The sequence below is a fragment of the Pseudomonas sp. J452 genome (assembly GCF_024666525.1).
Lineage (GTDB): Bacteria > Pseudomonadota > Gammaproteobacteria > Pseudomonadales > Pseudomonadaceae > Aquipseudomonas.
The window spans coordinates 2,200,720-2,224,360 of record NZ_CP088294.1 but is presented as its reverse complement, the minus strand read 5'-3'; the positions used below and the strand labels follow the sequence as shown (position 1 = coordinate 2,224,360).

Sequence of the window (23,641 nt, the reverse complement as noted above, 5' to 3'; positions counted from 1 at the left end):
GAGGGGACGGCGCTGCATGGCACACGCCATTCAGTTCGTTCGAAACAGCCCCTGGAAAGGCCAACAAGAAGAGTCCCGAACATGACCGCTACCCGCACCACCTGGGCTGCCCGCGCGGCGACCCTGAGTATCGAAGGCCGCGCCTTTATCGGCGACGAATACTGCGCCGCCAGCGGCGGCAGCCACTTCGCCTGCTACAGCCCGATCGACGGCAGCCTGCTGACCCAGGTCGCCCGCTGCGGCGCGGTCGAGGTCGAGCTGGCCGTACGCATCGCCCGCCTGAGCTTCGCCGGCGGTGACTGGGCCTGCGCCACCCCGCGCGAACGCAAGGCCGTGCTGCTGCGCTGGGCCGCGCTGATCGAGGCGCACAACGACGAACTGGCGCTGCTGGAGACCCTGGATGCCGGCAAGCCGATCACCGATACAAGCGAGGGTGATATCCCCGCCGTGGCCTATTGCCTGCAGTGGTTCGCCGAGGCCATCGACAAGCTGCCCGACGAGCTGATCCCCAGCGAGCGCGACTTTCTCGGCATGGTCACCCGCGAGCCGATCGGCGTGGTCGCCGCCATCGTGCCGTGGAACTACCCGCTGCTGATGGCAGCATGGAAGTTCGCCCCGGCCCTGGCCGCCGGCAACAGCCTGATCCTCAAGCCCTCGGAGAAGTCGCCGCTAACCGCCATTCGCGTTGCCGAGCTGGGCCGCCAGGCCGGCCTGCCGGCGGGGGTGTTCCAGGTGCTACCGGGCTTCGGCGAGGTCGGCCAGGCCCTGGCCGCGCATCCGGATGTCGACTGCCTGGCCTTTACCGGCTCCGGCGCCACCGGCCGGCGCATCCTGCATGCCGCCGCCGACTCCAACTTGAAGCGGGTCTGGCTGGAGCTGGGCGGCAAGTCGCCGAACATCGTCCTCGCCGACTGCCCGGACCTGCCGCGTGCGGCCAAGGCCGCGGCCGCGGCCGCGGCCATCTACAGCAACATGGGCGAGGTGTGCAGCGCCGGCTCGCGCCTGCTGGTACAGCGCTCGATCCAGGCCGAGCTGAGCGAACTGCTGCGCAATGAGCTGGCCGAATACCAGCCCGGCGACCCGCTGAACCCGTCCACCCGGATGGGTGCGCTGATCGACCAGGACCACCTGCAACGGGTGCAGGGATTCGTTGCCAGCGGCCGCCGCGAGGCCGAGCTGCTCGGTGGCGGCCAGGTGGCACGCGCGCACAGCGGCGGTTTCTACCTGGAACCGACCCTGTTCGCCTGCGCCGACCAGCGCCCACGTATCGCCCGCGAGGAAATCTTCGGCCCGGTGCTGTCGATCATTCCTTTCGACGAACCACAGGACGCCGTGCGCCTGGCCAACGCCAGCGAGTTCGGCCTGGCCGCCGCCGTGTGGAGCGCCGACTTCGCCCAGGCCCACGCGCTGTCGCGCCAGCTGCGCGCCGGCACCGTATGGATCAACTGTTACGACGAACTCAGTGACATGAACTTCCCCTTCGGCGGCTACAAGCAGTCCGGCAACGGCCGCGACAACTCGCTGCACGCCCTGGAGAAGTACAGCGAGCTGAAAACCACCATCGCCCGTTTGCGCTGAACCCGCGCGGTGCAGAGATCGCGTAGCCCGGATGAAATCCGGGAACCCCGGATCAGATTCACCCCGGATTGCATCCGGGCTACGCACTGAAATCTCCCCTCTCCCACTTGTGGGAGAGGGGCCGGGGGAGAGGGTGTTGGTTAACCCACCCTCTCCCCAACCCTCTCCCGTAAACGGGAAAGGGGGCATACCTGTGAAAGCTGAGCCCCCGCCTGCCCGATGGCACGGGAGGATTGCCAAACGGCCCAACAGCCACGTTTTCTGGAGTACCCCGATGTCCCGCCATACCACCAACCTGAACCGCCTGCTGCACCCCAAGAGCATCGCCGTGGCCGGCGGCAGCGTAGCCGCCGAAGTGATCCGCCAGTGCCGCAAGATCGGCTTCCAGGGCGAGATCTGGCCGATCAACCCGCGCCGCGAGGAGATCGAAGGCCTGCCCTGCTACCCGGACGTGGCCGCCCTGCCCGGCGTGCCGGACGCCGCCTTCCTCGCCGTGCCGCGTGAAGACAGCATCCCGCTGGTGGCCGGCCTGGCCGCGCGCGGTGCCGGTGGCGTGGTGTGCTACGCCTCCGGTTTCGCCGAAGTCGGCGGCGACGGCATCGAGCTGCAACGCCGCCTGCTGGCAGCGGCCGGCGATCTGGCCCTGGTCGGCCCCAACTGCTACGGCCTGCTCAACTACCTCGACGGCTGCGCATTGTGGCCCGACCACCAGGGTGGTGAGCGGGTCGAGCGCGGCGTGGCGATCATCACCCAGAGCGGCAACCTGGCGCTCAACCTGTCGCTGCAGCGGCACCACCTGCCGATCGCCTACATCATGGCCCTGGGCAACAAGGCGGTGACCGACTTCGAGCACCTGATCGAGGCCCTGCTGGAAGACCCGCGCGTCACCGCCATCGGCCTGCATATCGAGGGCTTGTCGGACGTTGCCGCCTTCTCCCGCGCCGCGCACAAGGCGCTGCAACGCGGTATCCCGGTGATCGCCCTGAAGGCCGGCGCCTCCGATATCGGCGCGGCGCTCACCGCCAGCCACACCAGCTCGCTGGCCGGCGCCGACGCGCTGTACGACGCACTGTTCGCCCGCCTGGGTATCGCCCGAGTGGAAGACCTGGCCGACTTTCTGGAGACCCTCAAGCTGCTGCATGTCTGCGGCCCGCTGGTCGGCAAGCGGGTCGGCGCGCTGGCCTGCTCGGGCGGCGACGCCTCGCTGTTGGCCGACCTGGGGCAAAACGCCGGCGTGCTCTATCCGCCGCTGAATTCCGCCACCCGCTATGCCCTGAGCAATGTGCTCGGCCCGCTGGTGCCGCTGCACAACCCGCTGGATTACCAGACCTATATCTGGGGCAATGTGCCGGCGCTGACCGATTGCTTCGCCGCCATGGCCGCCGCCGACACTGACCTCAGCCTGCTGGTGATGGACTTCCCCGACAGCCAGCAGGATGGCATCGAGGGCTGGGACGAGTCGGTCACAGGCTTTATCCAGGCCCACCAGCGGGTGAGCAAACCGGCGCTGTTCGTTAGCGGCATGGCCGAGCTGATGAATGGCCCCGCCGCCCGCCGCCTGCTGGCCGCCGGCATCGCGCCGATGCAGGGCATGCGCGAGGCACTGCGCGCCGTCGCCGCGGCCGCCGCCATCGGTGAGCGCCGTGCGCAATTGGCGCTGGTCGAGCCACTCAACCCGCCGACCGCGCTGCGCGCTGGCGAGGCCGGCATGCTCGATGAATACACGGCCAAGCGCCAGTTGGCCGCCCACGGCATGCCGATCCCTGCCGGCCATCGGGTACAGCGCCTGGAAGAGGCCTTGAACGCCGCCGAACTGATCGGCTATCCGGTGGTGCTCAAGGCGGTGTCCAGCACCCTGGCGCACAAGACCGAGCTGGGCGCGGTCAAGCTCAACCTGCGTGACGCCCAGCAGCTAGCCGGCGCTTTCAGCGAGCTGGCAGCCAGCTTCGAGCAGTTCCTGGTGGAGAAGATGGCAGCCGGCGTGGTCGCTGAACTGCTGGTCGGTGTGACCCGCGACCCGCAGTTCGGCCTGGCCCTGACCCTGGGTGCCGGCGGCATCCTGGTCGAGCTACTGGCCGATGCACGCACCCTGCTGCTGCCGACCTCGCGCACGGAAATCGAACAGGCCCTGCGCAGCCTGCGCAGCTTCGCCCTGCTCGACGGCTATCGCGGCCGGCCCAAGGCCGATATCGCGGCGCTGATCGACGCAGTGGAAGCCATCGCCCGCTACGCCGAGGCCAACGCCGGAAGCCTGCTGGAGCTGGACGTCAATCCGCTGCTGGCCCTGGAGAGTGGTGCGGTGGCGGTGGATGCGCTGGTGCGGCTGGTGCTGGACTGAGCCCAGGGCCTGGCTGCGGAGTTGGCAGGGCCCCGGATTGCATCCGGGCTACGCACCGGGCAACCGCCGCCGAGGACTTGCGCGCGGTGCCGGCAGAGCCCCTCTCCCCAGCCCTCTCCCGTGAACGGGAGAGGGGGCAGGCCGTGCCAGGCATCAGCCATGTGCAACTTCCTCCCCTCTCCCACTAGCAGGGGACAGCGTGATACAGGAAGCCAAAATCGCGGGTCTGGGTGAGGGAGCGAACCGCGCCAGCTATCCGCCATACACGGTCTCCTCCCCTCTCCCACTGGTGGGAGACGACTGCAGGGATGCAGGAGGTAGGGTGACGCAGGAAGCCCAAACCGAGGGGCTGGGGGAGAGGGGCATGGCCAACTCGTTACCCCATGGTTCGTAGCCCGGATGCAATCCGGGACAGGTACAACCGCACTCACTCCGCAGGCCCGCCATGCACACGATCTCCCCCGCACAACGCCAGGGCATCCTGCTTCTGCTGCTGGCCTACTTTGTCTATGCCGGTGGCGATGCGGCGGCCAAGTGGCTGGTGGCGAGCATCAGTGTGTGGCAGATCCTCGCCATGCGCAGCGTCTTCGGCCTGGCCTGCGGCCTGAGCCTGGGCCGTCGTTCGGCCCTGGCCAGCCTGGGCGATGCCAACCGGCAGTGGCGTCTGCTACCGATGAACCTGTGCAACCTGGCCGGCTGGGCCTGTTTCTACACGGCCGCCATCGGCCTCGACCTGACCCAGCTGTACAGCCTGTATTACCTCACCCCGCTGCTCAGTACCCTGTTGGCCGGGCCCATGCTCGGCGAACGAGTAGCGCCGCTGGCCTGGTTCGCCTGCGCCCTGGGCTTTGCCGGGGTGTTGATCGCCGGCCCGCCGCTGGCCAGTCTGCCAGCCTTGCAGGCGCTGATTCCCGGACTGCTGACGCCCGTGTTCTGGGCGCTGACTGCGGTGCTCTACCGGCGCAATGTGGCCAACCACAGCGATGCCGAGCTGATGGCCAGCAACAACCTGCTGATGCTGCTGGTCTGCGTCCTGTTGCTGCCCTGGGCGTGGCAGCCACTGCAGAGCACAGACTGGCTGTTGCTATTGCTGCTCGGCGTGCTCGGCGCGGCGGCCAACCTGCTGTACATCATGGCCATCCGCCGCCTGCCGCTGGCCCTGGCCAGCCCGATCTCGTTCTCCTCGCTGCTCTGGTCGCTGCTGCTTGGCTATCTGATCTGGGATGTCTGGCCGAGCTGGAACCTGTGGCTGGGCGCGGGGCTGGTACTGGCGGCGGCGAGCCTGTCTCTGCTAGGTAGCAGCCGGCAGGCACGCGTAGCAGAGGCGTAGTCACGGAGCGAGCCAGTGCGGGACGTTGAACAGGCTCTGCGCCTGTTTCAGATCTCGGCGACGCCCCTCTACGCAGGAAGCCCAAACCGAGGGCTGGGGGGAGAGAGAATTGGCCGACGAGCCCTCTCCCCAGCCCTCTCCCGTGAACGGGAGAGGGGGCAACAGCGCTCCGTACCTGCACCACTCGCCGTGTAGGTATCGGCAAAAAACATCGTAAACAGGTTCTTAAGAGTAAAGGCGCTCGACGTATTCGGAACAGGCCTGGGCGGCCTCGTCGCCGGTGAAGGCCGACGGATCGAGGTACCACTGGGTCCAGAAGCCGTCGATCATCGCCAGCAGGGTGATGGTCGCCAGGCGCGCGTTGATGGTCTTGCCACGCTTGGCGGCGATGGCCTCGAAGATCTTCTGGTAGGCCACTATGTCTTCGGCAATCAGCTCGCGATTGAGGCGCTTGAGGGTCGGCGACTTGGCGATGACGCTGACAAAACCGACCCAGATGCCGATGTAATCGTGCTTGAACAGGGCCGGGCCGAAGGAGGCGCGGATGATCGAGCGCATCTTGTCTTCCGGATCACGCTCGGCGCTGAGCAACATGTCGCGGGTCTGGAAGCTCCACTCCTCGCACAGCTCACGGTAGGCCTGGCGGATCAGCTCGTCCTTGCTCTGGAAGTGATGGTTAATCAGCCCGCGCGAGACCTGGGCCTCGCTGCAGATCTTGTCGATGGTGCTGCCGGCGTAGCCGTACTTGGCGATCGAGCGCATGGCCGCCTGGATCAGCGACTTGCGCCGCACTTCGACGGTTTCGCGCACGCGCGGTTCGCTGCTGCGCTTGGGCTTGGGACGGGTCGATTCCATGCTGGTCATAGAGCTCTATTCGCTGCTGCGCCCGGGGCCGTAAGCGCCAGGCAGATCCATTCGGGGACAAAAAATCGGCTGGGGCCACTTGCCGCCACCAGCCGGCACACATGATAGCGCGATAGCACGGCCACGCTCGACCAGCACGGCCGGCTAGGCACCTCAGAGCCTGCTTACGATCTCGCGAGCCAGCGCCAGGCAAGGCGAGATTGGGCGAGGGTGCGCAGTTTACTGGCAGTAAATGAGCAGTACTCGTTTCACTCGCCCTTCGGGCCGCGCTGAAGCGCGTTAGCCGCAAGCGGCTTGCCGAGCCCGATCGCAACGCCGCCTGGCCGACGCGCAGCAGATCGTAGACAGCTCTCAGCTATCGGACTTGAAGCGCAGCCAATACTTGTTCATCACCTTCTGCACCTTGGGTGCGATGGGCAGGAAGGTGAAAGCCGCGGCAATGTCCTCGTCCCTGGGGAATACCGTGTTGCTGGCCTGCAGCTCCGGCGCCACCAGCGGCTTGGCGATCAGCACGGCGGTGGTGTAGGTGATGTGGTTGGTGGTGCTGGCGGCCATTTCCTTGCTCAGCAGGTGGTTGATCCACTTGTAGGCGTTGTCCTTGTTCGGCGCGTCCTTGGGAATGCCCATCAGGGTGAACCAGACACCGGTGGAACCCTTGGGCGTCAGGTAGACGATCTCGTCCGGTAGCTTGGCTTCGGCCATGCGTTGCTGGATCACCGTGGCATCGCCCGACCAGCCGGCGGCGATGCAGATGTCGCCGCTGACCACATCGTTGAGGTAGGAGGTACTGAACTGGGTGATGTAGGGGCGCACCTTCTTCAGCTCGGCATAAGCGGCCAGGTAGTCGGCCACGTCGGTGCTGTTGGGGTCGCGACCCATATGGGCGAGGACGATGGGGAACATGTCGCTGGCCGAGTCCATCAGCGAGATGCCGCACTGGCTCAGCTTCTGCGCGATGACCGGGTCGAGGATCAGATCCCAGCTGTCGATCTTGGCATCCGCGCCGAGTATTTCGCGCACCTTGGTCATGTTCACGATCAAGCCGTCGGTGCCCCACACATAAGGCACGCCGTACTGGTTCTGCGGGTCCTGCTGGGCCAGCTTCTCCATCAGCCCCGGATCGAGGTTGGTGCGGTTGGGAATCTTCGACCAGTCCAGCTTTTCGTAGACCCCGGCCTCGATCTGCTTGGCCATGAAGGTCGACGAGGGATAGACCACGTCGTAGCCGGTGTTACCGCCGAGCAGCTTGGCCTGCAGGCTGTCGTCGCTGTCCAGTACGTCGTACTTGACCTTGACCGCGTGGCTGGTCTCGAAGCTGTCCAGGGCGTCCGGCGAAACGTAGCCGGACCAGTTGACGATATTCAGTTCGTTGGAAGCCAGCGCCGTTGCGGCGCAGGTCGACAGCAGCGCGCCGGCGAGCCAGTGGTTAAGTCGGCGATCGTTCATTGTTGTTGTCCTCGCACTTGCATCTGGTGAGCCATGGTGCCGACCGACGTAACCGCCGGCGCACCTCGACGACCCCTGCCCTCGACCAGGCAGCCGTAGCGGATCGGGTCTTTTTTCACCCTACTACTAAATAAACGTTCAATCAATTGCCCGATAGAAACTTGCGACAAACGCACGTAAGCCTTGCCAGCCAAGGGCTACAGAGCGTTATCGAGGCGTTTACAGGGGCACTGGTATCAGGAAAAAACCCAGAGAATGCGCGCCGGTGTGTCGCCCGGGTTGAGGTAGTGATGGGGGTTTGAGGAGAGAAACTGGAAGCTGTCGCCGCTGCGCAGCTCCAGGCATTCGTCGCCCACCCACAGGCGCAACTGGCCTTCCAGCACGTAGCCGCCCTGCTCGCCCGCGTGGGTACTGGCCTCGTCGCTGGAGCGCGCGCCGGGCTCCAGCTCGGTCAACAGCATATGGAACTTGCCCGACATCAGCGGCGACAGCAGCTGGTCGCTGATACCGCCCCGGTAGCTCAGCGAACGCCGCTCACCGGGGTGCACCACCAGGCTGTGCGCCGGCTCCGCAGTAGGCGTGAAGAAGAAGCGGTAATCCACGCCGAGCAGCTCGGCGATGGCCGAGACATCCTCGATGCTGGGATTCGACAGGCCCCGCTCGATCTGCGAGACGAAGCCCACCGAACGGCCGATACGGTCCGCCACCTGTTGCAGGCGCACTCCGCGGCGTTTGCGCAGATCGCGGATACGCAGGCCAAGGCCAGAGTCAGTCATGAGGTTGTTCCACATCGCTCGAAGGCTCCCATTCTATGCCAGCCGAGAGAAAGAGAAGAATTGCAAAATCAACTGAACAGTCGTTCAATACAAATCTAGAGGATGGCGAAGACCTCGGTGAGGCTGCCATTTCAAAACAACGTGAAAATTCTATATACATTTTCATGAAAATGTTTTTATATTTTTCACAACAGCAAACGCGCTGCCCATAACAACAAGGTGCCTGCCCACAGGCGCACCGCAGCCGAGGAAACCGCACATGCCTACCGATCCGCGCTATTCCATCCTCTTCGAGCCGGTCAAGATCGGTCCGGTCACCGCGCCCAACCGCTTCTTCCAGGTGCCGCACTGCAACGGCATGGGCCATCTGCGGCCGAACATGCTGGCCGCCATGCGCGGGATCAAGGCCGAAGGCGGCTGGGGCTCGATCTGCACCGAGGTCACCGACATCCACCCCACTTCGGACCAGAGCCCCTACGCCGAAGGCAAGCTGTGGGACGACGGCGACATCCCCGCCGTACAAGCCATGACCAAAGCCGTGCATGCCCACGGCGCGCTGGCCGGCATCGAGCTGGCGCACCTGGGCCTGGCCTTCGGCAACCAGGATTCGCGCATGGCGCCGCTGGCACCGTCGCACCGCTCGATCGTGCTGGATGAGCCAATCCAGGCACGCGCCATGTCGCTCAGCGATATCCGCGACCTGCGCAAGTGGCACCGCGACGCCGCCCTGCGCGCCAAGCGTGCCGACTTCGACATCGTCTATGTGTATGCCGCGCACAACCTGTCGATCCTCCAGCAGTTCCTCCTGCCGCGTTACAACCAGCGCACCGACCAGTACGGCGGCTCGCTGACCAACCGCGTGCGCCTGCTGCGCGAGGTGCTGGAAGACACCAAGGAAGCGGTCGGCGATCGCTGCGCCGTGGCCCTGCGCTTCGCCGTCGACGAACTGATGGGCGCCGATGGCCTGCGCTGCGAGGAGGAAGGCCGCGAAGTGGTGGAGATGCTGGCGGAGATCCCCGACCTGTGGGACGTCAACATCAGTTCCTGGGAGAACGACTCGGGTACTTCGCGCTTCACCCAGGAAGGCTTCCAGGAGCCCTACATCAACTTCGTCAAGCGCGTCACCAGCAAGCCGGTGGTCGGCGTCGGCCGCTACACCTCACCGGACACCATGGTGCGCCTGATCAAGTCCGGGGTGATGGACCTGATCGGCGCGGCGCGCCCGTCAATTGCCGATCCCTTCCTGCCGAACAAGATCCGCGAGGACCGCCTCGACGATATCCGCGAGTGCATCGGCTGCAATATCTGCGTCTCCGCCGACTACAACATCGTGCCGCTGCGCTGCACACAGAACCCGACCATGGGCGAGGAATGGCGCCGTGGCTGGCACCCGGAGCGAATGAACCCCAAGCGCTCGGACGACTCGGTGCTGGTGGTCGGTGCCGGCCCGGCCGGGCTGGAAGCGGCGCGCGCCCTCGGCGAGCGTGGCTACAGCGTGGCCCTGGCCGAGGCCGGCGACACCCTCGGCGGCCGGGTGATGCTCGAAGGCGCCCTGCCCGGCCTGGCCGAATGGCGGCGGGTGGCCGACTACCGCATCCTCCAGTTGCAGAAATCCACCAAGGTCGACATCTACCGCGACAGCCGCCTGGGCGCCGAGGACGTGCTCGGCTTCGGTTTCGCCCATGTGCTGCTGGCCACCGGCTCGACCTGGCGCAACGACGGCACCGGCCGCACTCATCACCGCGCCATCGAAGGCCTGCAGCATCGCCCCGTGTACACCCCGGACGACCTGATGGCCGGCCGCCTGCCCCAGGGCGAGGTGCTGATCTTCGACGACGAGACCTTCTATATGGGGGGTGTACTCGCCGAGCTGCTGGTGAAGAAAGGCTGCAAGGTGACTCTGGTGACGCCCTTCGCGGTGGTCTCGCCCTGGGCGCAGAACACCATGGAGCAGGGCCGCATCCAGGCCCGCCTGCTGGAGCTGGGCGTGACCCTGCTGACCAACCAGCGCCTGCATTCACTGGACGGCGAAGGTGCCCTGCTGGCCTGTGGCTACACCGACCGAATCAGTCGCCTGGCCACCGACGCCGTGGTGCTGGTCACCGAGCGCAGCCCCAACGAGCAATTGCTGCTGGATCTGCAGGCCAACCCGGCGGCGCTGCACGATGCCGGGATCAAGACCCTGCGTGCCATCGGCGACTGCCATGCGCCAGGCATCATCGCCAGCGCGGTGTACCACGGCCACCAGGCCGCACGCGAGCTGGAAGAGTCGGAGGAAGCCATCGCCTTCCGCCGCGAACGCATCATTGTCCACAGCTGATCAGCAGGAACCCGCCATGAACCCAAACATCGACAGCGTCATCGACTTCGCCGCCAGCCAGGTGAAACCACTGGAAGAGCTCATCGACCACGCCGATCTGCTCTCCCCGCCCTACCAGGCCAAAACCTGGACCCACTACAGCGACCCCAGCGGCGCCTTCGTCGCCGGGGTCTGGGAGGGCGAAGCCTGCATCGAAAAATTCGTCGCCGAGCACGAGGAGTTCTGCCACATTCTCCAGGGCACCGTGCGCCTCACCGATGAGCAGGGCCACGCCAAGGTCTTCGGTCCCGGCAGCCAGTTCACCATCGCCGCCGGCTTTCGCGGCCTGTGGGAAAACCTTGGCTTGGTGCGCAAGGCCTATGTGACCTGGGCGCCCGCCTGAACGCGCCCCTCTCCCATTCTTCACTAATAATAAGAGTGGGAGAGGGGCAGAAGCGCCTTGCACCTCCCCACGCACTGATATCAAGGCCACACTGGCACCAAGAACAACGAGATCGGGAGCCGCCCATGCGCATGAGCAGAGCAACCCTACTGGCCCTGGCCTGTTCCGCCACCCTGACGGTGCAGGCCAGCCAGGAAGAGCCGGTGGTCAATATCTACAACTGGGCCAACTACATCGAGCCGCAGGTGCTCAAAGACTTCCAGCGCGATACCGGCATCCGCCCGGTGTACGACGTCTACGACTCCAACGAGACCCTGGAAGGCAAGCTGCTGCCCGGCAACAGCGGCTACGACCTGGTGGTACCGTCCAACCACTTCCTCAGCCACCAGATCCGCGCCGGAGTGTTCCGCAAGCTGGACAAGGCGCGCATCCCCAACCTGCAGCAGCTCGACAGCCAGCTGATGGAGCAACTGCAGCGCAACGACCCTGGCAACCAGTACGGCGTGCCTTATCTGTGGGCCTCCACCGGCATCGTCTACAACATCGACAAGGTGCGCGCCGCCCTCGGCGAGGAGATCCCCGACTCCTGGGCCCTGCTGTTCGAGCCGCGCTACATGGAGAAACTGGCCGGCTGCGGCGTGGCCATGCTCGACTCGCCGGACGAGGTGCTCAACTCGGTGCTGCTCTACCTGGGCCTCGACCCCAACGCCGCCAGCACCGAGGACTACGCCAAGGCCGAGGCGCAGCTGCTGCAGGTGCGCCCCTACATCACCTACTTCAATTCGGTGAAACACACCGCCGACCTGGCCAATGGCGAGATCTGCATCGCCCTGGCCTATGCCGGCGATGCCGGTCAGGCCAGCGAAGCGGCCAAGACCGCCGGCAAGGAGCTGCGCATCGGCTACCTGGTACCGAAAGAGGGCGGCAAGATCGCCTTCGACATGCTGGCCATCCCGGCCGATGCCAAGCACCCGCAGAACGCCGAGACCTTTATCAACTACCTGCTGCAGCCCAAGGTGATGGCGCAGATCACCGACTACGTGCGCTACCCCAACGCCGTGCCGGCCTCGCGGGCGCACATGGCAGCGGAGGTCGCCGCCGACCCTATCCTCCATCCAAGCGCGCAAGCCATGCGTCATCTAGTGGTATTGCAGCCGCAGTCCGCCGAGCTGATGCGTCTGCAGACGCGCAGCTGGAACCGGGTCAAGAGCGGGAAGTAAACGGATCTTCTCCCATTTACGGGAGAGGAAAAAACTGCGACTCGCGCCTACCTCGGATCTCGGCAAACTCCCCTCTCCCACTTGTGGGAGAGGGGCAGGGGGAGAGGGCATTGGCCAACGCACCCTCTCCCCAACCCTCTCCCGTGAACGGGAGAGGGGGCCAAAGCGCACCGCACGGCCCTATACACCGCTATGCGATGCAAAAAAGATCGTAAGCAGGCTTTAACCGCGCAGCAGGGTGCCAAACACCTGGCGGCCGTCCTCGGCGACCTTGCCGGCCAACTGCAGCGAAGAACCGTCGAGCAGTTGGCAGCTGAGGCGAAACAGTCCGGCTGGCGCCTGCTGCACAGCCTGCTGCACGGCCGCGCGATGCTGTTCCTGCAGGCAAGCCAGCATGGTATCGAGATCATTCAGGCGGGCGTTGCCGCGTTTGCCCAGCAATTTGCGGGTAATGGCGTCGCACTCCAGCTCGCCGCTGCCGCGCACATAGCGCCAGGTGCCGGCGCCCAGAGCTTCGAGCAGCTCGCGGCTGGCACGCTGGCCTTCTTCGGCCTGACGCCGCGCCGTGTTGTCCATGCTGATGCCGAGCATCTTCACCACCCGCCCGGCCGAGTCGCGAATCGGCGTGGCCCGCGAGGCGATCCAGCGCAACTCGCCATCGGGGGTGCGCAGGCGGAAATCGCTGTCGAACGGCTGACCATCCTCGAAGGCTCGCGCATAGATGCGCTGCAGGGCCTCGGCGTCCGCCGCCTCGAGCAGCGGCCAGAACTCCTCGTTGCGCTTCAGTGCCCAGCCATAGACCTGTTCGACATTGCTCGAATAGTTCACCTCGTCGGTCAGCAGGTTCCATTCCCAGGTGACGATGCGCGCGTTCTCCAGCGCCAGCTTCATCCGTGCTTCGCTTTCCATGATCTCGGCGGTGTACTTGCGCCGCACATCGGTCATCGGCAGGGCCTGCGGCGCAGCCACCTGGGCGTCCTGCTGGGTCTGTTCGCCGTAGCGCAGCCAGATCCAGTTGACCCGCAACAGGTCGGCCAGGCGGCGCAGATTGGCTTCGTCGATCTCGCCGCCGCGGGTCCACTTGTGCACCGCGGTGCGCGAAATGCCCAGCACGCTGGCCACCGCCTGCAGGCTCAGGCGGTTGTGTTCGAGCAGTTCCTTGAGGCGGAAGGCGAAGCTGTTGGCATCCATTGATCGACCTTGCTCAGCACGGGTGGAAAGCCGGCCCGTGGTGGGCCGGGCGCCGATTATACACAGCGCCCGATTGGGCCCGGATGCGCGCTGTAGCCCGGATGCAATCCGGGAAAACCGGCGGCGCCCTACCCCCGGATTGCATCCGGGCTACAGATCCAGCACCAGCCGCACACCACGGGCCCGCGACACGCAGATCATCAGGGTCTGCTGGGCGGCCTTCTCGTCGGCGCTGAGGTACTGGTCGCAGTGTTCCACTTCGCCTTCGAGAATGCGCGTCTCACAGGTGCCGCACACGCCCTCGCGGCACAGACACTCGACCTGGGCGGCGTTGGTCTTCTCGATCGCCTGCAGGATGCTGATGCCCTCCTCCACCTGCAGCTCGCGGCCGGAGCGGGCCAGCACCAGGGTGAACGCGCCACCGGCCGCCGGCGCCGTGGCGAACTGCTCCCAGTGCACGCGGCTGTCGGCCACGCCCTGGCGCTTGGCCTGGGCGATCACCGCATCGATCAGCGGTTTCGGCCCGCACACATACAGGTGCGCATCGCTCGCCAGGCCGCCGATCAACTGCTGCAGGTCGAGCTGGCGGCCCAGGCTGTCGATATAGAAGCGCACATGCTCGGCATGCGGCCCCTCGCTCAGCTCGGCCTGGAAGGCGCCATGTTCCGGGCTGCGGAAGGCGTAGTGCAGCTCGTAACGACCACCCTGAGCGCGCAGCTCGTGCAGCTGGGCGAGGAACGGGGTGATGCCGATGCCGCCGGCGATCAGTACATGCTGGCCCGCCGCCGGGTCGAGGGCGAACAGGTTGTTCGGCGTGGAAATACTCAGCTCGCTGCCGACTTCCACGTTCCTGTGCATAAAGGCCGAGCCGCCCTTGGATTGCTCCTCCAGGCGCACACCGATCTGGTAGCTGCGGGTGTCGGCCGGGTCGCTGAGCAGCGAGTAGGCGTTGCTGAACTGGCGCCCGTCGGCGCCCTGCATCTGCACGATGATGTGACTGCCGCCGGTAAACTCCGGCAGCGCCTGACCATCCGCGCGTACCAGGCTGAAGCGTTTGATCAGCGGCGTCAGTTGCTCGACCGCGCTCACCCGCACCTTGATCATTTCGTATTTGCTGGCCATGGCTTACCTCCGCTGTGGCACTGGGCGACGCAGGCGCCGCCGCATTGAACCCGAACCGCGCCGCTTACACGGCCAGGCACAGGTATTTCATTTCCAGATAGTCATCGATGCCGTACCTGGAGCCTTCGCGGCCCAGACCGGACTGTTTCCATCCGCCAAACGGCGCGGCCTCGCTGGAGATCGCCCCGGTATTGATGCCGACCATGCCGAACTCCAGGGCCTCGGCCAGGCGCCAAACGCGGGCGATATCGCGGCTGTAGAAATAGGCAGCCAGGCCATAGGGCGTGGCGTTGGCCTGCTGCAGCACCTCGGCTTCGCAGGTGAAACGCTGCAACGCTGCCAACGGGCCGAAGATTTCCTCGTCGAGCAACTGCATGCCCGGCCGCACATCCCCCAGCACCGTGGGTTCGAGGAAGCAACCGCCCAGCTCATGCACGTCGCCGCCCGCCAGCAGGGTCGCGCCCTGCGCCAGGGCGTCGGCAATCAGGCCGCGCACCTTGGCCAGCGCCTTGGTGCTGATCAGCGGGCCGATCTGACTGCCGGCTGCGCAGCCAGGGCCGACACGCAACTCACGCACGCGGGCGACGAAGCGCTCGGCGAAGGCCGCATACAGCGACTCATGGATATAGAAGCGGTTGACGCACACGCAGGTCTGCCCGGCATTGCGGAACTTGGCGGCGATCGCCCCTTCCACCGCGGCGTCCAGATCGGCATCGGCGCAGACGATAAAGGGCGCGTTGCCACCCAGCTCCAGGGAGACCTTCTTGATGGTCGGCGCGCATTGCGCCATCAGCAGGCGGCCGACCGGGGTCGAGCCGGTGAAGCTGAGCTTGCGCACCAGCGGGTGGCCGGTGAGCTGCACGCCGATGGCCTGGGCATCGCCGGTGACCACGCTGAACACTCCGGGCGGCACTCCGGCGCGCTCGGCCAGGGCGGCCAGGGCCAGCGCGGAGAACGGCGTCTCGTTGGCCGGTTTGAGTACCATGCAGCAGCCGGCGGCCAGGGCCGGGGCGACCTTGCGGGTGATCATCGCCGCCGGGAAGTTCCACGGGGTGATCGCCGCACACACGCCGATGCCCTGCTTGAGCACCAGCAGGCGCTTGTCCGCCGCGCCGGGAATCAGGTCGCCGTAGACGCGCTTGGCCTCCTCGGCGAACCACTCGATGTAGGACGCGGCATAGGCGATCTCGCCGCGCGCCTCGGCCAGCGGCTTGCCCTGCTCCAGGGTCATCAGCAGCGCCAGGTCGGCCTCGTGCGCCAGCAGCAGGTCGTGCCAGCGCCTCAGGATGCGCGCGCGCTCGCCGGCAGTCAGCGCCTGCCAGGCCGGTAGTGCCGCCTGCGCCGCGAGGATCGCCCGCTCGGCCTCGGCCGCGCCCATCAGCGGTACCGTGCCGAGCAGCGCGCCGCTGGCCGGGTCGTGCACGTCCAGGGTCGCGCCGCTGTCGGCCGCGCACCAGGCGCCGTCGATATAGGCCTGCTGGCGTAACAGGTGGGAGTCATGCAGCTGCATATCAGCGATCCAGGTGGGTGACGGCGATCAGGTTGTGGAAGTGGGCGATGCCGTGCTCGCTGATGCCACTGCGCTGGCGGTCGGTCATGATCCGCCCCTGGCCGCGGTAGCCGCGGGACTTCAGGCCCTTCTGCACGCTCTCCACCAGGCGCAGGTCTTCCGGGCGGAACACGTCGCGGTACCACTCGATCAGCGCCTGCTGCTCGGGAGTGATGTCCTGGTTGAGGAAGTAGATGTCGTAGTGCTGGCGGGTGGTTTCCGCGTCGATCGGGAACTCGTAGATCGCGGTCATGAAATTGCCGCCGGGCGGCGCGTTGAACATGGTGCAGGGCCAGGCCCAGAAACCGCTGAAGGAGGCGTCCTTGATCGATTCGTCGAACTTGAAGGACTTCTCCGACGGCTTGGCCAGGCCGTATTGCAGGGTCCAGTTGCCGTGCAGGCTGTGGCTGTATTGGCCCACGTCCACCGAGTCGGCAAAGCCCGGGTGCGCCGGCGCGCAGTGGTAGCACTCCATGTAGTTGTCGACGATGGACTTCCAGTTGGCCGGGGTGTCGGTGGCGAAGCGCGCCGCCAGGTGCAGCTCGTCCACCACCGGGCAGGCCTGGCGCAGGCGTTCGTCCAAACCGGGCAACTGCTCGGCGACCGGGCCGGCCTCCGGGTTCATGTTGATAAAGACGAAGCCGGCGTATTCCTCGACCTTGAGCTGCACCAGGCTGGAGTTGTCCTTGTCGAACTCGGCCACGTTCTCGCAGTTGCGCGCATGGGCCAGCTCGCCGTCGAGCTTGAAGGTCCAGGCGTGATAGGGGCAGGTGATGACGTTCTTGGCCTTGCCGCTGCCCTGCAGCAACTGGTGGCCACGGTGCGGGCAGACGTTGTAGAAGGCGCGCAGCACGCCATCGCGGCCACGCACGACGATGATGCTCTCGCCTATCACCTCGCGGGTGATGTAGGCATTGCTCTCGGCGACTTCGCTGCGGTGGGCCAGGCAGATCCAGCTGTTGGCGAAGATCTTCTCCTTCTCGAAGTCGAACACCCGTGGGTCGCTGTAATAGCTGGCCGGCAGGGTGTAAGCCACTTCGGGGTTGGCGCAGAAATCAGGGGCCAGCTTGGTAAATTCGTTCATCACACACTCCTCGGCGAGCAGGGTTAGCAATCACTACAACCAACGGGAGCTTGTTTACCTTCAGTTAACAGGCATGACATGGACATACCTGACGCAGGGCGGCTGATGATTTCTACAGTCGGCACTTCAGCAGCCCAGTGCGTAGAAACAATCAGTTAACTTATAGTTAACAACAACCTTTAGTTAACATTTTGCTCCAGTCCATTACTCGGCGCAATACCGTCTGGCGGATCGGTACGTGCGCACGACGGCGCACCAACGGACAAAGCTGACCATGCTCGAGTTCTGGGATTGACGTTGGGAGGTGCGCTTGCTCGCCCTGCGGGTGCTGGACGGGGTGCGCGGGCTGAATGCAGTTGTCGCTCAGTGGCGCCTGACGGCACGCTTTATCGACGGCTAACTCGGGGGCAAGCACGACGCCAGCACGGCCGTGCTGTCCGGTGAGGCATGGAGAAGATGACTGACCTCAACCTGGAGGCTCGGCGCCTTGGGCGGGAGCCCGCAGCGCACTGCGTGGCCACACGAGCCCTCGCGGGCAGCGGGGAGCCGCTGCCCGCGAGGGCGCGATCACTCGACGACGGCGCCGAGTACCTGAATACGCTCGCGATTGGCGCGCCACCATGGCTGCAAGGCATCACCGGGCATGGGCTTGGCCACGAAGTAGCCCTGCGCCTCGCCACAGCCGAGGTTGCGCAGCAGCATCCAGTCCTCGCGGGTTTCCACGCCTTCGGCCACCACGTGCAGATTGAGCTTGCGAGCGATGTCCAGGGCGCTCTCCAGGAGGATGCGCAGGTGCAGGCTCTGGCTCGCACCATTGACGAAGGCGCGATCCACCTTCAATTCCGAGCACGGCACCCGCGACAGCTGCAGCATGCAGGAGAAGCCGGTGCCGTAGTCGTCCACCGACAGGCCGAAGCCCTTCAGGCGCAGGCGCGCCAGGGTGCCCAGGGTGATACCGAGGTCGACCATGATGGCGCTCTCGGTGATTTCCAGAATCACATGGTGAGTTGGGATGCCACTGGCCATGACCCGTTCGATGATCGCATCGGCCAGCTTGGAGTCGGCCAGGGAACGGGCCGAGACGTTGATCGAGAAGCTCAGCGGCAGGCCGGCATCGTGCCAGCGCCGGCAATGCTGCAGGGACATGTCGAGCATCTGCAGGGTGACTTCGGAGATGTACTGGCTGCGTTCGATCAGCTCGATGAAATGCACGGGAGCGAGCAAGCCATGCTGCGGATGCTGCCAGCGGATCAGGGCCTCGACGCCCTTGAGCTGGCCATCGAGCAGGCTCACCTTGGGCTGGAAGTAGGCGACAAACTCACCCTCGCGCAGGGCGCGCTGGATATCCTGCTCGTCCAGCTGCGGCCCAGCCACCTGGGACTCGTTATACTCGGCACGCTGCTGCACAACGGAAAAGCGACTCAGGCTGGAAGCCAGCTGCTCGAACAGCACCGGTTTCTGTAGCACCCCCAGCAGACGCAAGCCCAGGCTCTTGCCCATGCTTTCGACCACATTGAGCAGCACGCTTTCCCGCGCGCTGGCCACTATCACAGCTGGATCGAGCTGCAACCGCGCCATCTCGTGGAGCACTTCCACGCCATCCATACCAGGCATTTCCAGGTCGAGGATAATCGCCTCGATCTGTGGGTTGGTCTTCAACTGAGCCACCGCATCGTGGCCATCCACGGCCTGCAATACATGGGGAATGCCCATGTCGCTACACAACTCAGCCATGAACTGGCGCTGCAGTTCGCTGTCATCGACCACCAGCAGGTGCTGGGGCAATCTGTTCGGAATCATTGCAATCGCCTCTTCATCGCCAGCTCATCACTACCCGGGGAATTTCGTCCAGCGCGACAATCTCCTCCACGCCTCCCAACTTGATAGCCTCTTTTGGCATACCGAACACCACGCAACTTTCTTCGTCCTGGGCAAAGGTTCGCGCACCGGCTTCATGCAACTCCTTGAGGCCTCGCGCGCCATCGTCGCCCATACCCGTCATGATCACCGCCAGGGCATTGCGCCCAGCCTGCACCGCTGCGGAGCGGAACAGCACATCTACCGACGGGCGGTGACGACTGACCAACGGACCATCCTTGACCTCCACGAAATACTGCCCTCCGCTGCGTTTGATCAGCATATGTCGACCACCCGGTGCGATCAGCGCCCGCCCTGGCAGCATGCGGTCACCATCCTGGGCCTCACGGACCTCGATGGCACACAGCGAGTCGAGGCGTTCGGCGAAACTGCGGGTAAATTTTTCCGGCATGTGTTGGACAATGGCGATAGCCGGGCTGTTCGCCGGCAATTCGCACAGCACCGCCTCCAACGCCTGGGTGCCGCCGGTGGAGGTTCCCAGCAGCACAATCTTCTCGGTGGTGCGCTGATTCAGCAGTCCGCTGCTAGTCGGCAAATTGACCAGCACGTCGGCGCTGAGCTTTTCCTCTTTCTTCAGCGTAGTCGGCAAGCTGGGCTTGACCCGCGCCCTGGCCGCCGTGCGGATGGCGGTGAGCATTTCCTGGGCGCTGTCCTTGAGGAAGTCGCGCAGGCCCATGGTCGGCTTGGTGATGACCTCCACCGCCCCGGCAGACAAAGCCTGCAAGGTGATATCGGCGCCCTTTTCGGTCAGGGTCGAGCAGATCACCACCGGCGTCGGCCGGGTCGCCATGATCTGGCGCAAGAAGGTGATGCCGTCCATGCGCGGCATTTCCACATCGAGCAGGATCACATCCGGCCAGACCGTCTGCATTTTCTGCATGGCCAGCAGCGGATCCATGGCCGCGCCTACCACCTCGATATCCTTGTGCGGCGCCAGCAACTGCTGCATCACCTCACGCATTACCGCCGAGTCATCGACAATCATTACCTTGATGGTCATTACTGCATTTCCTCGAGCGCCTTGATATTCAACGCCCCGCCGCGGCGCACCCAGACTTCACCGGTCGCCAGATCGAAACGCAGGTAGCGATAGCCATCGCCGCCCAGATCGCGCCCAACCACTCGCACCCTGGTTTCCTCCATCAGCCTTTCGACGAATTCGATGTTCTGCGCCCCAATCTCCTGGCGCATGGATGAGCCAGGGTTGTTCAGACTGCGCGAGCCACCAAACAGCTTGACCTCGGCGTCCTGCAGATTCAGGGCATGTACCCGGGTCTGCTGCTTGAGCCAGATCCAGGCCTCACCGCCATAACGGCCATCCAGGTCGCGGGCATGCTCGGTCACCCGGCGCTTGCCTGGCAGCTGGAAATGGCACATGCCACCTTTACGCACTTCAGGGAACCACAGCACGATCGAGACACAGGGCCCAAGCAGGGTTTCCACGCGCAAATCGCCCCCGCCGAAATACCAGCCGCCGGGATTGAGGAAGCGCTTTCCGCTCATCGCGCCACCTTGCGGTAGATCGACGAGCTGACCAACTCCAGCGGTTGCTGAGTGTCGTGCAGCGCCTCGGAGTGCCCGACCATCAGAAAACCACCGGGTTTGAGGCGGTCGACCACATTCTTCAGCACCTGATGCTTGGTCGGTACATCGAAGTAGATCAATACATTTCGCAGCAGAATCAGGTCGAACAGGCCCAGCTCCGGTGCCGACTTGGTCAGGTTGCCCGGGCGGAACTCGACCCGCTCGCGCAAGGCCGGTTCCACCAGAAAGTAGCCTTCATAGCGATCCCGCCCACGCAGGCAGTAACGCTTCAGATAGTGCGGCGGGATCTTATCGCCGCGCGCCATGACATACAGGCCACGGCGGGCATCGGCCAGCACCTGCTGGCTGACATCGGTGGCGACCACGCTCCAGGGCCGGTGCGGCCGGCCGCTATCGAGCAACATGGCCAGCGTGTAGGCCTCCTCGCCGGTGGAGCTGGCCGCACTCCATACCCGGAAGTCTGGCTGCGCCGCCAGCGCCGGGAGGATTTTCTGCTGGAGGAAGTCGAAGTGCTTGGGCTCGCGGAAAAAGTAGGTTTCATGGGTGGTGATCAGGTCGATCGCCACCTCCAGCTCTGCCGAACCCTGCGAGGAGATCAGGTGCTGGTAATACTGCTTGTAGCTGTGCATGCGCAACGCGCTCAGGCGCTTGGACAGGCGTCCGCAGATCAGCGGTTTCTTCACCGGCGGCAACTGGATGCCCACACGGTCGTAAAACAGCTGTTGCAGCAGGCGAAACTCCGCCTCGCTCAGCACGATATCCAGCCCGGACTTCATCGCCACACCGCCGTCAGCCATCACCTACTCACACCGTCGCCTGATCAAGAGTGCCGACCAGGTCCGCCAGCTCATCGAGTGACAGCACCTGGGGAATATCCAGAACGATGATGAACTGCTCGTTCTGCTTGAGGATCCCGGCGATGAAGTCGGCACGGATCCGCGCACCGAACGCCGGGCGACTCTCCAACTGATGGCCTTCAACAGCCAGCACTTCATTCACCGCATCGACGATGATGCCGAGCAGCTGCAGGCTATCGGCCTGAGCCACCTCGACGATGACGATACAGGTGCGCTTGCCGATGGCAGTGCGCTCACGGCCGAAACGCACGGCCAGGTCGACCACCGGTACCACCGCCCCGCGCAGATTGATCACCCCGCGCAGAAACGCCGGCATTAGCGGAATTTCGGTGAGCCCGCCGAACTCGATGATCTCGCGGATATGCTCGATCGGCAGGGCGAACAGCTCCTCACCCAGGGTCAGGGTGAGGAACTGCTGGGTCAACGGCGTCTCCACCAGAGCCGCCGGGCGGCCCTGCATATGGGCTGGCAAATTGCTCATCGCACAGCCTCCTTAGAAGCGGGTAAATGCCGTTTCATCGACCGACTCGTCCTGCTGCGGGCGCCGCGCCGGCATCGCCGCACGGGCTGGCGCCTTGCGCCCGGCTGACTTGCCGGACACGCTCGGCGTATGGCCATGGCCCTGACTGCGCGCGGCGCCTTCGGACAACTGGAAGAACTGGATCATTTCCTGCAATTGCACGGCCTGGCCGCTCATTTCTTCGGAGGTGGACGACAGCTCTTCGGAGGCCGAGGCATTGACCTGGGTGGTCTGCGCCAGCTGGGTTACCGCCAGGTTGATCTGCTCAAGACCGGTGTTCTGCTCGCGCGAAGCGGAAGAGATTTCCTGCACCAGATCGGCGGTCTTGCGGATCGACGGCACCATCTGATCGAGCAGTTGCCCGGCACGCTCGGCCAGGGTCACGCTGCTGCCGGCCACGCCGCCGATTTCCTGCGCCGCCACCTGGCTGCGCTCGGCCAGCTTGCGTACTTCGGCAGCCACCACGGCGAAGCCCTTGCCATGGTCACCGGCACGCGCCGCCTCGATCGCTGCGTTGAGCGCCAGCAGGTTGGTCTGGTAGGCGATGTCGTCGATGATGCCGATCTTGTCGGCGATCTTGCGCATGGCCTGGACCATCTCGCGCACCGCCTCACCGCCCTCAGTCGCGTCCTTGGACGACTGGCTGGCCATGCCGTCGGTGACCCTGGCGTTCTCGCTGTTCTGCGCCACGGTGGCGGCAATTTCCTCAACCGAAGCGCTGGTCTCCTCGACGTTGGCCGCCTGCTCGGAAGCATTCTGGCTGAGTGCCTGGGCCGAGGCGGCGACCTGCTCGGAGGCCGAGGCCAGGGAGTCGGCGGTCATCCGGACATCGCCCATGATGGCGCGCAGCTTTTCGGTCATCTGGCGCATGCTGGCCAACAGGCTGCCGTTGTCGCCCTGGCGCAGTTGTACATCGACAGTCAGGTCGCCGGCCGCAACCCGGCTGACCACTTCGGCGGCATAGGCCGGTTCACCACCCAGTTGACGCACGATCACGCGGGTCACCAGCAGACCCAGGGCCAGGGAGATAATGAAGCCGCCGATCATCAGGCCGGTCAGCAGGGTCATGATATTGCCGACGATCTGATCCGACGCTTTGTTGGTGACAGCGGCATTCCTGGCCATGATCTCCGACAACTCAGCTGCCAGCGCACGGCGCTCGTTGTAGACAGTGTTCAGCTCACCGCCCACCAGTTCCAAGGCCTGCGGCTGATTGCCATTGTCGAGCAGCCGCATGACCTGGTCGGTCATCTGGTGATATTTCTCGGTGGCCGCATCCAGCTTGGGCACCACGGCCTGCTCTTCAGGGGACAAAACGGTCGCCAGGTACTTCTTGTAGCCTTCAGCGATGGCCTTGTCGCTGTCCTGGATTTTTTCCTTGATCTTCTCCGCAGCAAGCGGATCCTGCTGGGTCGCCACCTGGTACAGGCGACGGAAATTGTCGGAAACGTGGACGCGCACGTTACCGATGTCATCGATCGGCACCAGTTGGTTGTCGTAGATATCAGTCATCATGTCGTTGACCGCATTGACACTGCGGGTACCGATGAAGCCGATAACCCCGGCGATGGTGGCAACGACCAGAAAAGCCAGAATCAGCTTGGTCGCCAGTTTCATGTTGCTGAACATAGTCATCTCCTG

General features: G+C 65.0%; 18 protein-coding genes and 2 pseudogenes. 6 read left to right on the top strand and 14 right to left on the bottom strand.

What is annotated here, in order from left to right; all coding sequences use genetic code 11:
• Window positions 1-81: 81 nt before the first annotated feature.
• The 3 genes from LRS11_RS10040 (at window position 82) to LRS11_RS10030 (ending at window position 5,246) form a co-directional block, all read left to right on the top strand.
• Complete coding sequence (locus LRS11_RS10040) at window positions 82-1,578, top strand: aldehyde dehydrogenase (RefSeq protein WP_260496673.1); 1,497 nt, start codon at window positions 82-84, stop codon at window positions 1,576-1,578.
• Window positions 1,579-1,852: 274 nt separating this feature from the next.
• Window positions 1,853-3,916 (top strand): acetate--CoA ligase family protein, encoded by a 2,064-nt coding sequence (locus tag LRS11_RS10035; RefSeq protein ID WP_260496672.1) that lies wholly within the window; start codon window positions 1,853-1,855, stop codon window positions 3,914-3,916.
• Between the two features lie 445 nt (window positions 3,917-4,361).
• Window positions 4,362-5,246 (top strand): DMT family transporter, encoded by an 885-nt coding sequence (locus LRS11_RS10030; RefSeq protein WP_260496671.1) that lies wholly within the window; start codon window positions 4,362-4,364, stop codon window positions 5,244-5,246.
• Between the two features lie 225 nt (window positions 5,247-5,471).
• Here LRS11_RS10030 and LRS11_RS10025 read toward each other — a convergent pair whose 3' ends face one another.
• The 3 genes from LRS11_RS10025 to LRS11_RS10015 form a co-directional block, all read right to left on the bottom strand.
• On the bottom strand, window positions 5,472-6,110 hold the full coding sequence (locus tag LRS11_RS10025) for a TetR family transcriptional regulator C-terminal domain-containing protein (RefSeq protein ID WP_260496670.1): 639 nt from the start codon (window positions 6,108-6,110) through the stop codon (window positions 5,472-5,474).
• Window positions 6,111-6,461: 351 nt separating this feature from the next.
• Window positions 6,462-7,556 (bottom strand): extracellular solute-binding protein, encoded by a 1,095-nt coding sequence (locus LRS11_RS10020; RefSeq protein WP_260496669.1) that lies wholly within the window; start codon window positions 7,554-7,556, stop codon window positions 6,462-6,464.
• Between the two features lie 236 nt (window positions 7,557-7,792).
• The gene (locus tag LRS11_RS10015; protein ID WP_260496668.1) at window positions 7,793-8,332 is read right to left on the bottom strand and encodes a helix-turn-helix domain-containing protein; all 540 of its coding nucleotides are present in this window, start codon (window positions 8,330-8,332) and stop codon (window positions 7,793-7,795) included.
• Between the two features lie 259 nt (window positions 8,333-8,591).
• Between LRS11_RS10015 and LRS11_RS10010 the strand changes: the two genes are divergently transcribed.
• The 3 genes from LRS11_RS10010 (at window position 8,592) to LRS11_RS10000 (ending at window position 12,254) form a co-directional block, all read left to right on the top strand.
• Complete coding sequence (locus tag LRS11_RS10010; protein WP_260496667.1) at window positions 8,592-10,652, top strand: FAD-dependent oxidoreductase; 2,061 nt, start codon at window positions 8,592-8,594, stop codon at window positions 10,650-10,652.
• 16 nt (window positions 10,653-10,668) lie between these two features.
• A complete protein-coding gene (locus LRS11_RS10005) occupies window positions 10,669-11,034 on the top strand; it encodes a cupin domain-containing protein (protein WP_260496666.1) in 366 nt (121 codons plus the stop codon).
• 125 nt (window positions 11,035-11,159) lie between these two features.
• On the top strand, window positions 11,160-12,254 hold the full coding sequence (locus LRS11_RS10000) for a polyamine ABC transporter substrate-binding protein (RefSeq protein WP_260496665.1): 1,095 nt from the start codon (window positions 11,160-11,162) through the stop codon (window positions 12,252-12,254).
• A gap of 222 nt (window positions 12,255-12,476) precedes the next feature.
• Here LRS11_RS10000 and LRS11_RS09995 read toward each other — a convergent pair whose 3' ends face one another.
• The 11 genes and pseudogenes from LRS11_RS09995 to LRS11_RS22490 form a co-directional block, all read right to left on the bottom strand.
• A complete protein-coding gene (locus tag LRS11_RS09995; protein WP_260496664.1) occupies window positions 12,477-13,445 on the bottom strand; it encodes a PAS domain-containing protein in 969 nt (322 codons plus the stop codon).
• A gap of 150 nt (window positions 13,446-13,595) precedes the next feature.
• The gene (locus LRS11_RS09990; protein ID WP_260496663.1) at window positions 13,596-14,567 is read right to left on the bottom strand and encodes a PDR/VanB family oxidoreductase; all 972 of its coding nucleotides are present in this window, start codon (window positions 14,565-14,567) and stop codon (window positions 13,596-13,598) included.
• A gap of 64 nt (window positions 14,568-14,631) precedes the next feature.
• Window positions 14,632-16,077, bottom strand: coding sequence for an NAD-dependent succinate-semialdehyde dehydrogenase (locus tag LRS11_RS09985; protein WP_260496662.1), 1,446 nt, complete (start codon window positions 16,075-16,077; stop codon window positions 14,632-14,634).
• A gap of 1 nt (window position 16,078) precedes the next feature.
• On the bottom strand, window positions 16,079-17,200 hold the full coding sequence (locus tag LRS11_RS09980) for an aromatic ring-hydroxylating dioxygenase subunit alpha (RefSeq protein ID WP_260496661.1): 1,122 nt from the start codon (window positions 17,198-17,200) through the stop codon (window positions 16,079-16,081).
• Between the two features lie 567 nt (window positions 17,201-17,767).
• Complete coding sequence (locus LRS11_RS09975; protein WP_260496660.1) at window positions 17,768-19,000, bottom strand: EAL domain-containing protein; 1,233 nt, start codon at window positions 18,998-19,000, stop codon at window positions 17,768-17,770.
• A gap of 13 nt (window positions 19,001-19,013) precedes the next feature.
• Window positions 19,014-20,078: a chemotaxis response regulator protein-glutamate methylesterase gene (locus LRS11_RS09970; protein WP_260496659.1), complete on the bottom strand. Its 1,065-nt coding sequence runs from the start codon at window positions 20,076-20,078 to the stop codon at window positions 19,014-19,016.
• Window positions 20,078-20,581 carry a chemotaxis protein CheD gene (locus LRS11_RS09965; protein ID WP_260496658.1) on the bottom strand — a complete coding sequence of 168 codons (504 nt, stop codon included), beginning with the start codon at window positions 20,579-20,581 and terminating at the stop codon, window positions 20,078-20,080. The genes LRS11_RS09970 and LRS11_RS09965 overlap by 1 nt, the downstream gene beginning before the upstream one ends.
• Window positions 20,578-21,420 carry a CheR family methyltransferase gene (locus LRS11_RS09960; protein ID WP_260496657.1) on the bottom strand — a complete coding sequence of 281 codons (843 nt, stop codon included), beginning with the start codon at window positions 21,418-21,420 and terminating at the stop codon, window positions 20,578-20,580. Before LRS11_RS09960 ends, LRS11_RS09965 begins: the two co-directional genes overlap by 4 nt.
• 7 nt (window positions 21,421-21,427) lie before the next feature.
• Window positions 21,428-21,940 (bottom strand): chemotaxis protein CheW, encoded by a 513-nt coding sequence (locus tag LRS11_RS09955; protein WP_260496895.1) that lies wholly within the window; start codon window positions 21,938-21,940, stop codon window positions 21,428-21,430.
• A gap of 188 nt (window positions 21,941-22,128) precedes the next feature.
• Window positions 22,129-23,125, bottom strand: a pseudogene (locus LRS11_RS22495) (methyl-accepting chemotaxis protein); the annotation flags it as partial.
• Between the two features lie 12 nt (window positions 23,126-23,137).
• Window positions 23,138-23,617: pseudogene (locus tag LRS11_RS22490) on the bottom strand (MCP four helix bundle domain-containing protein); the annotation flags it as partial.
• Window positions 23,618-23,641 lie beyond the last annotated feature (24 nt).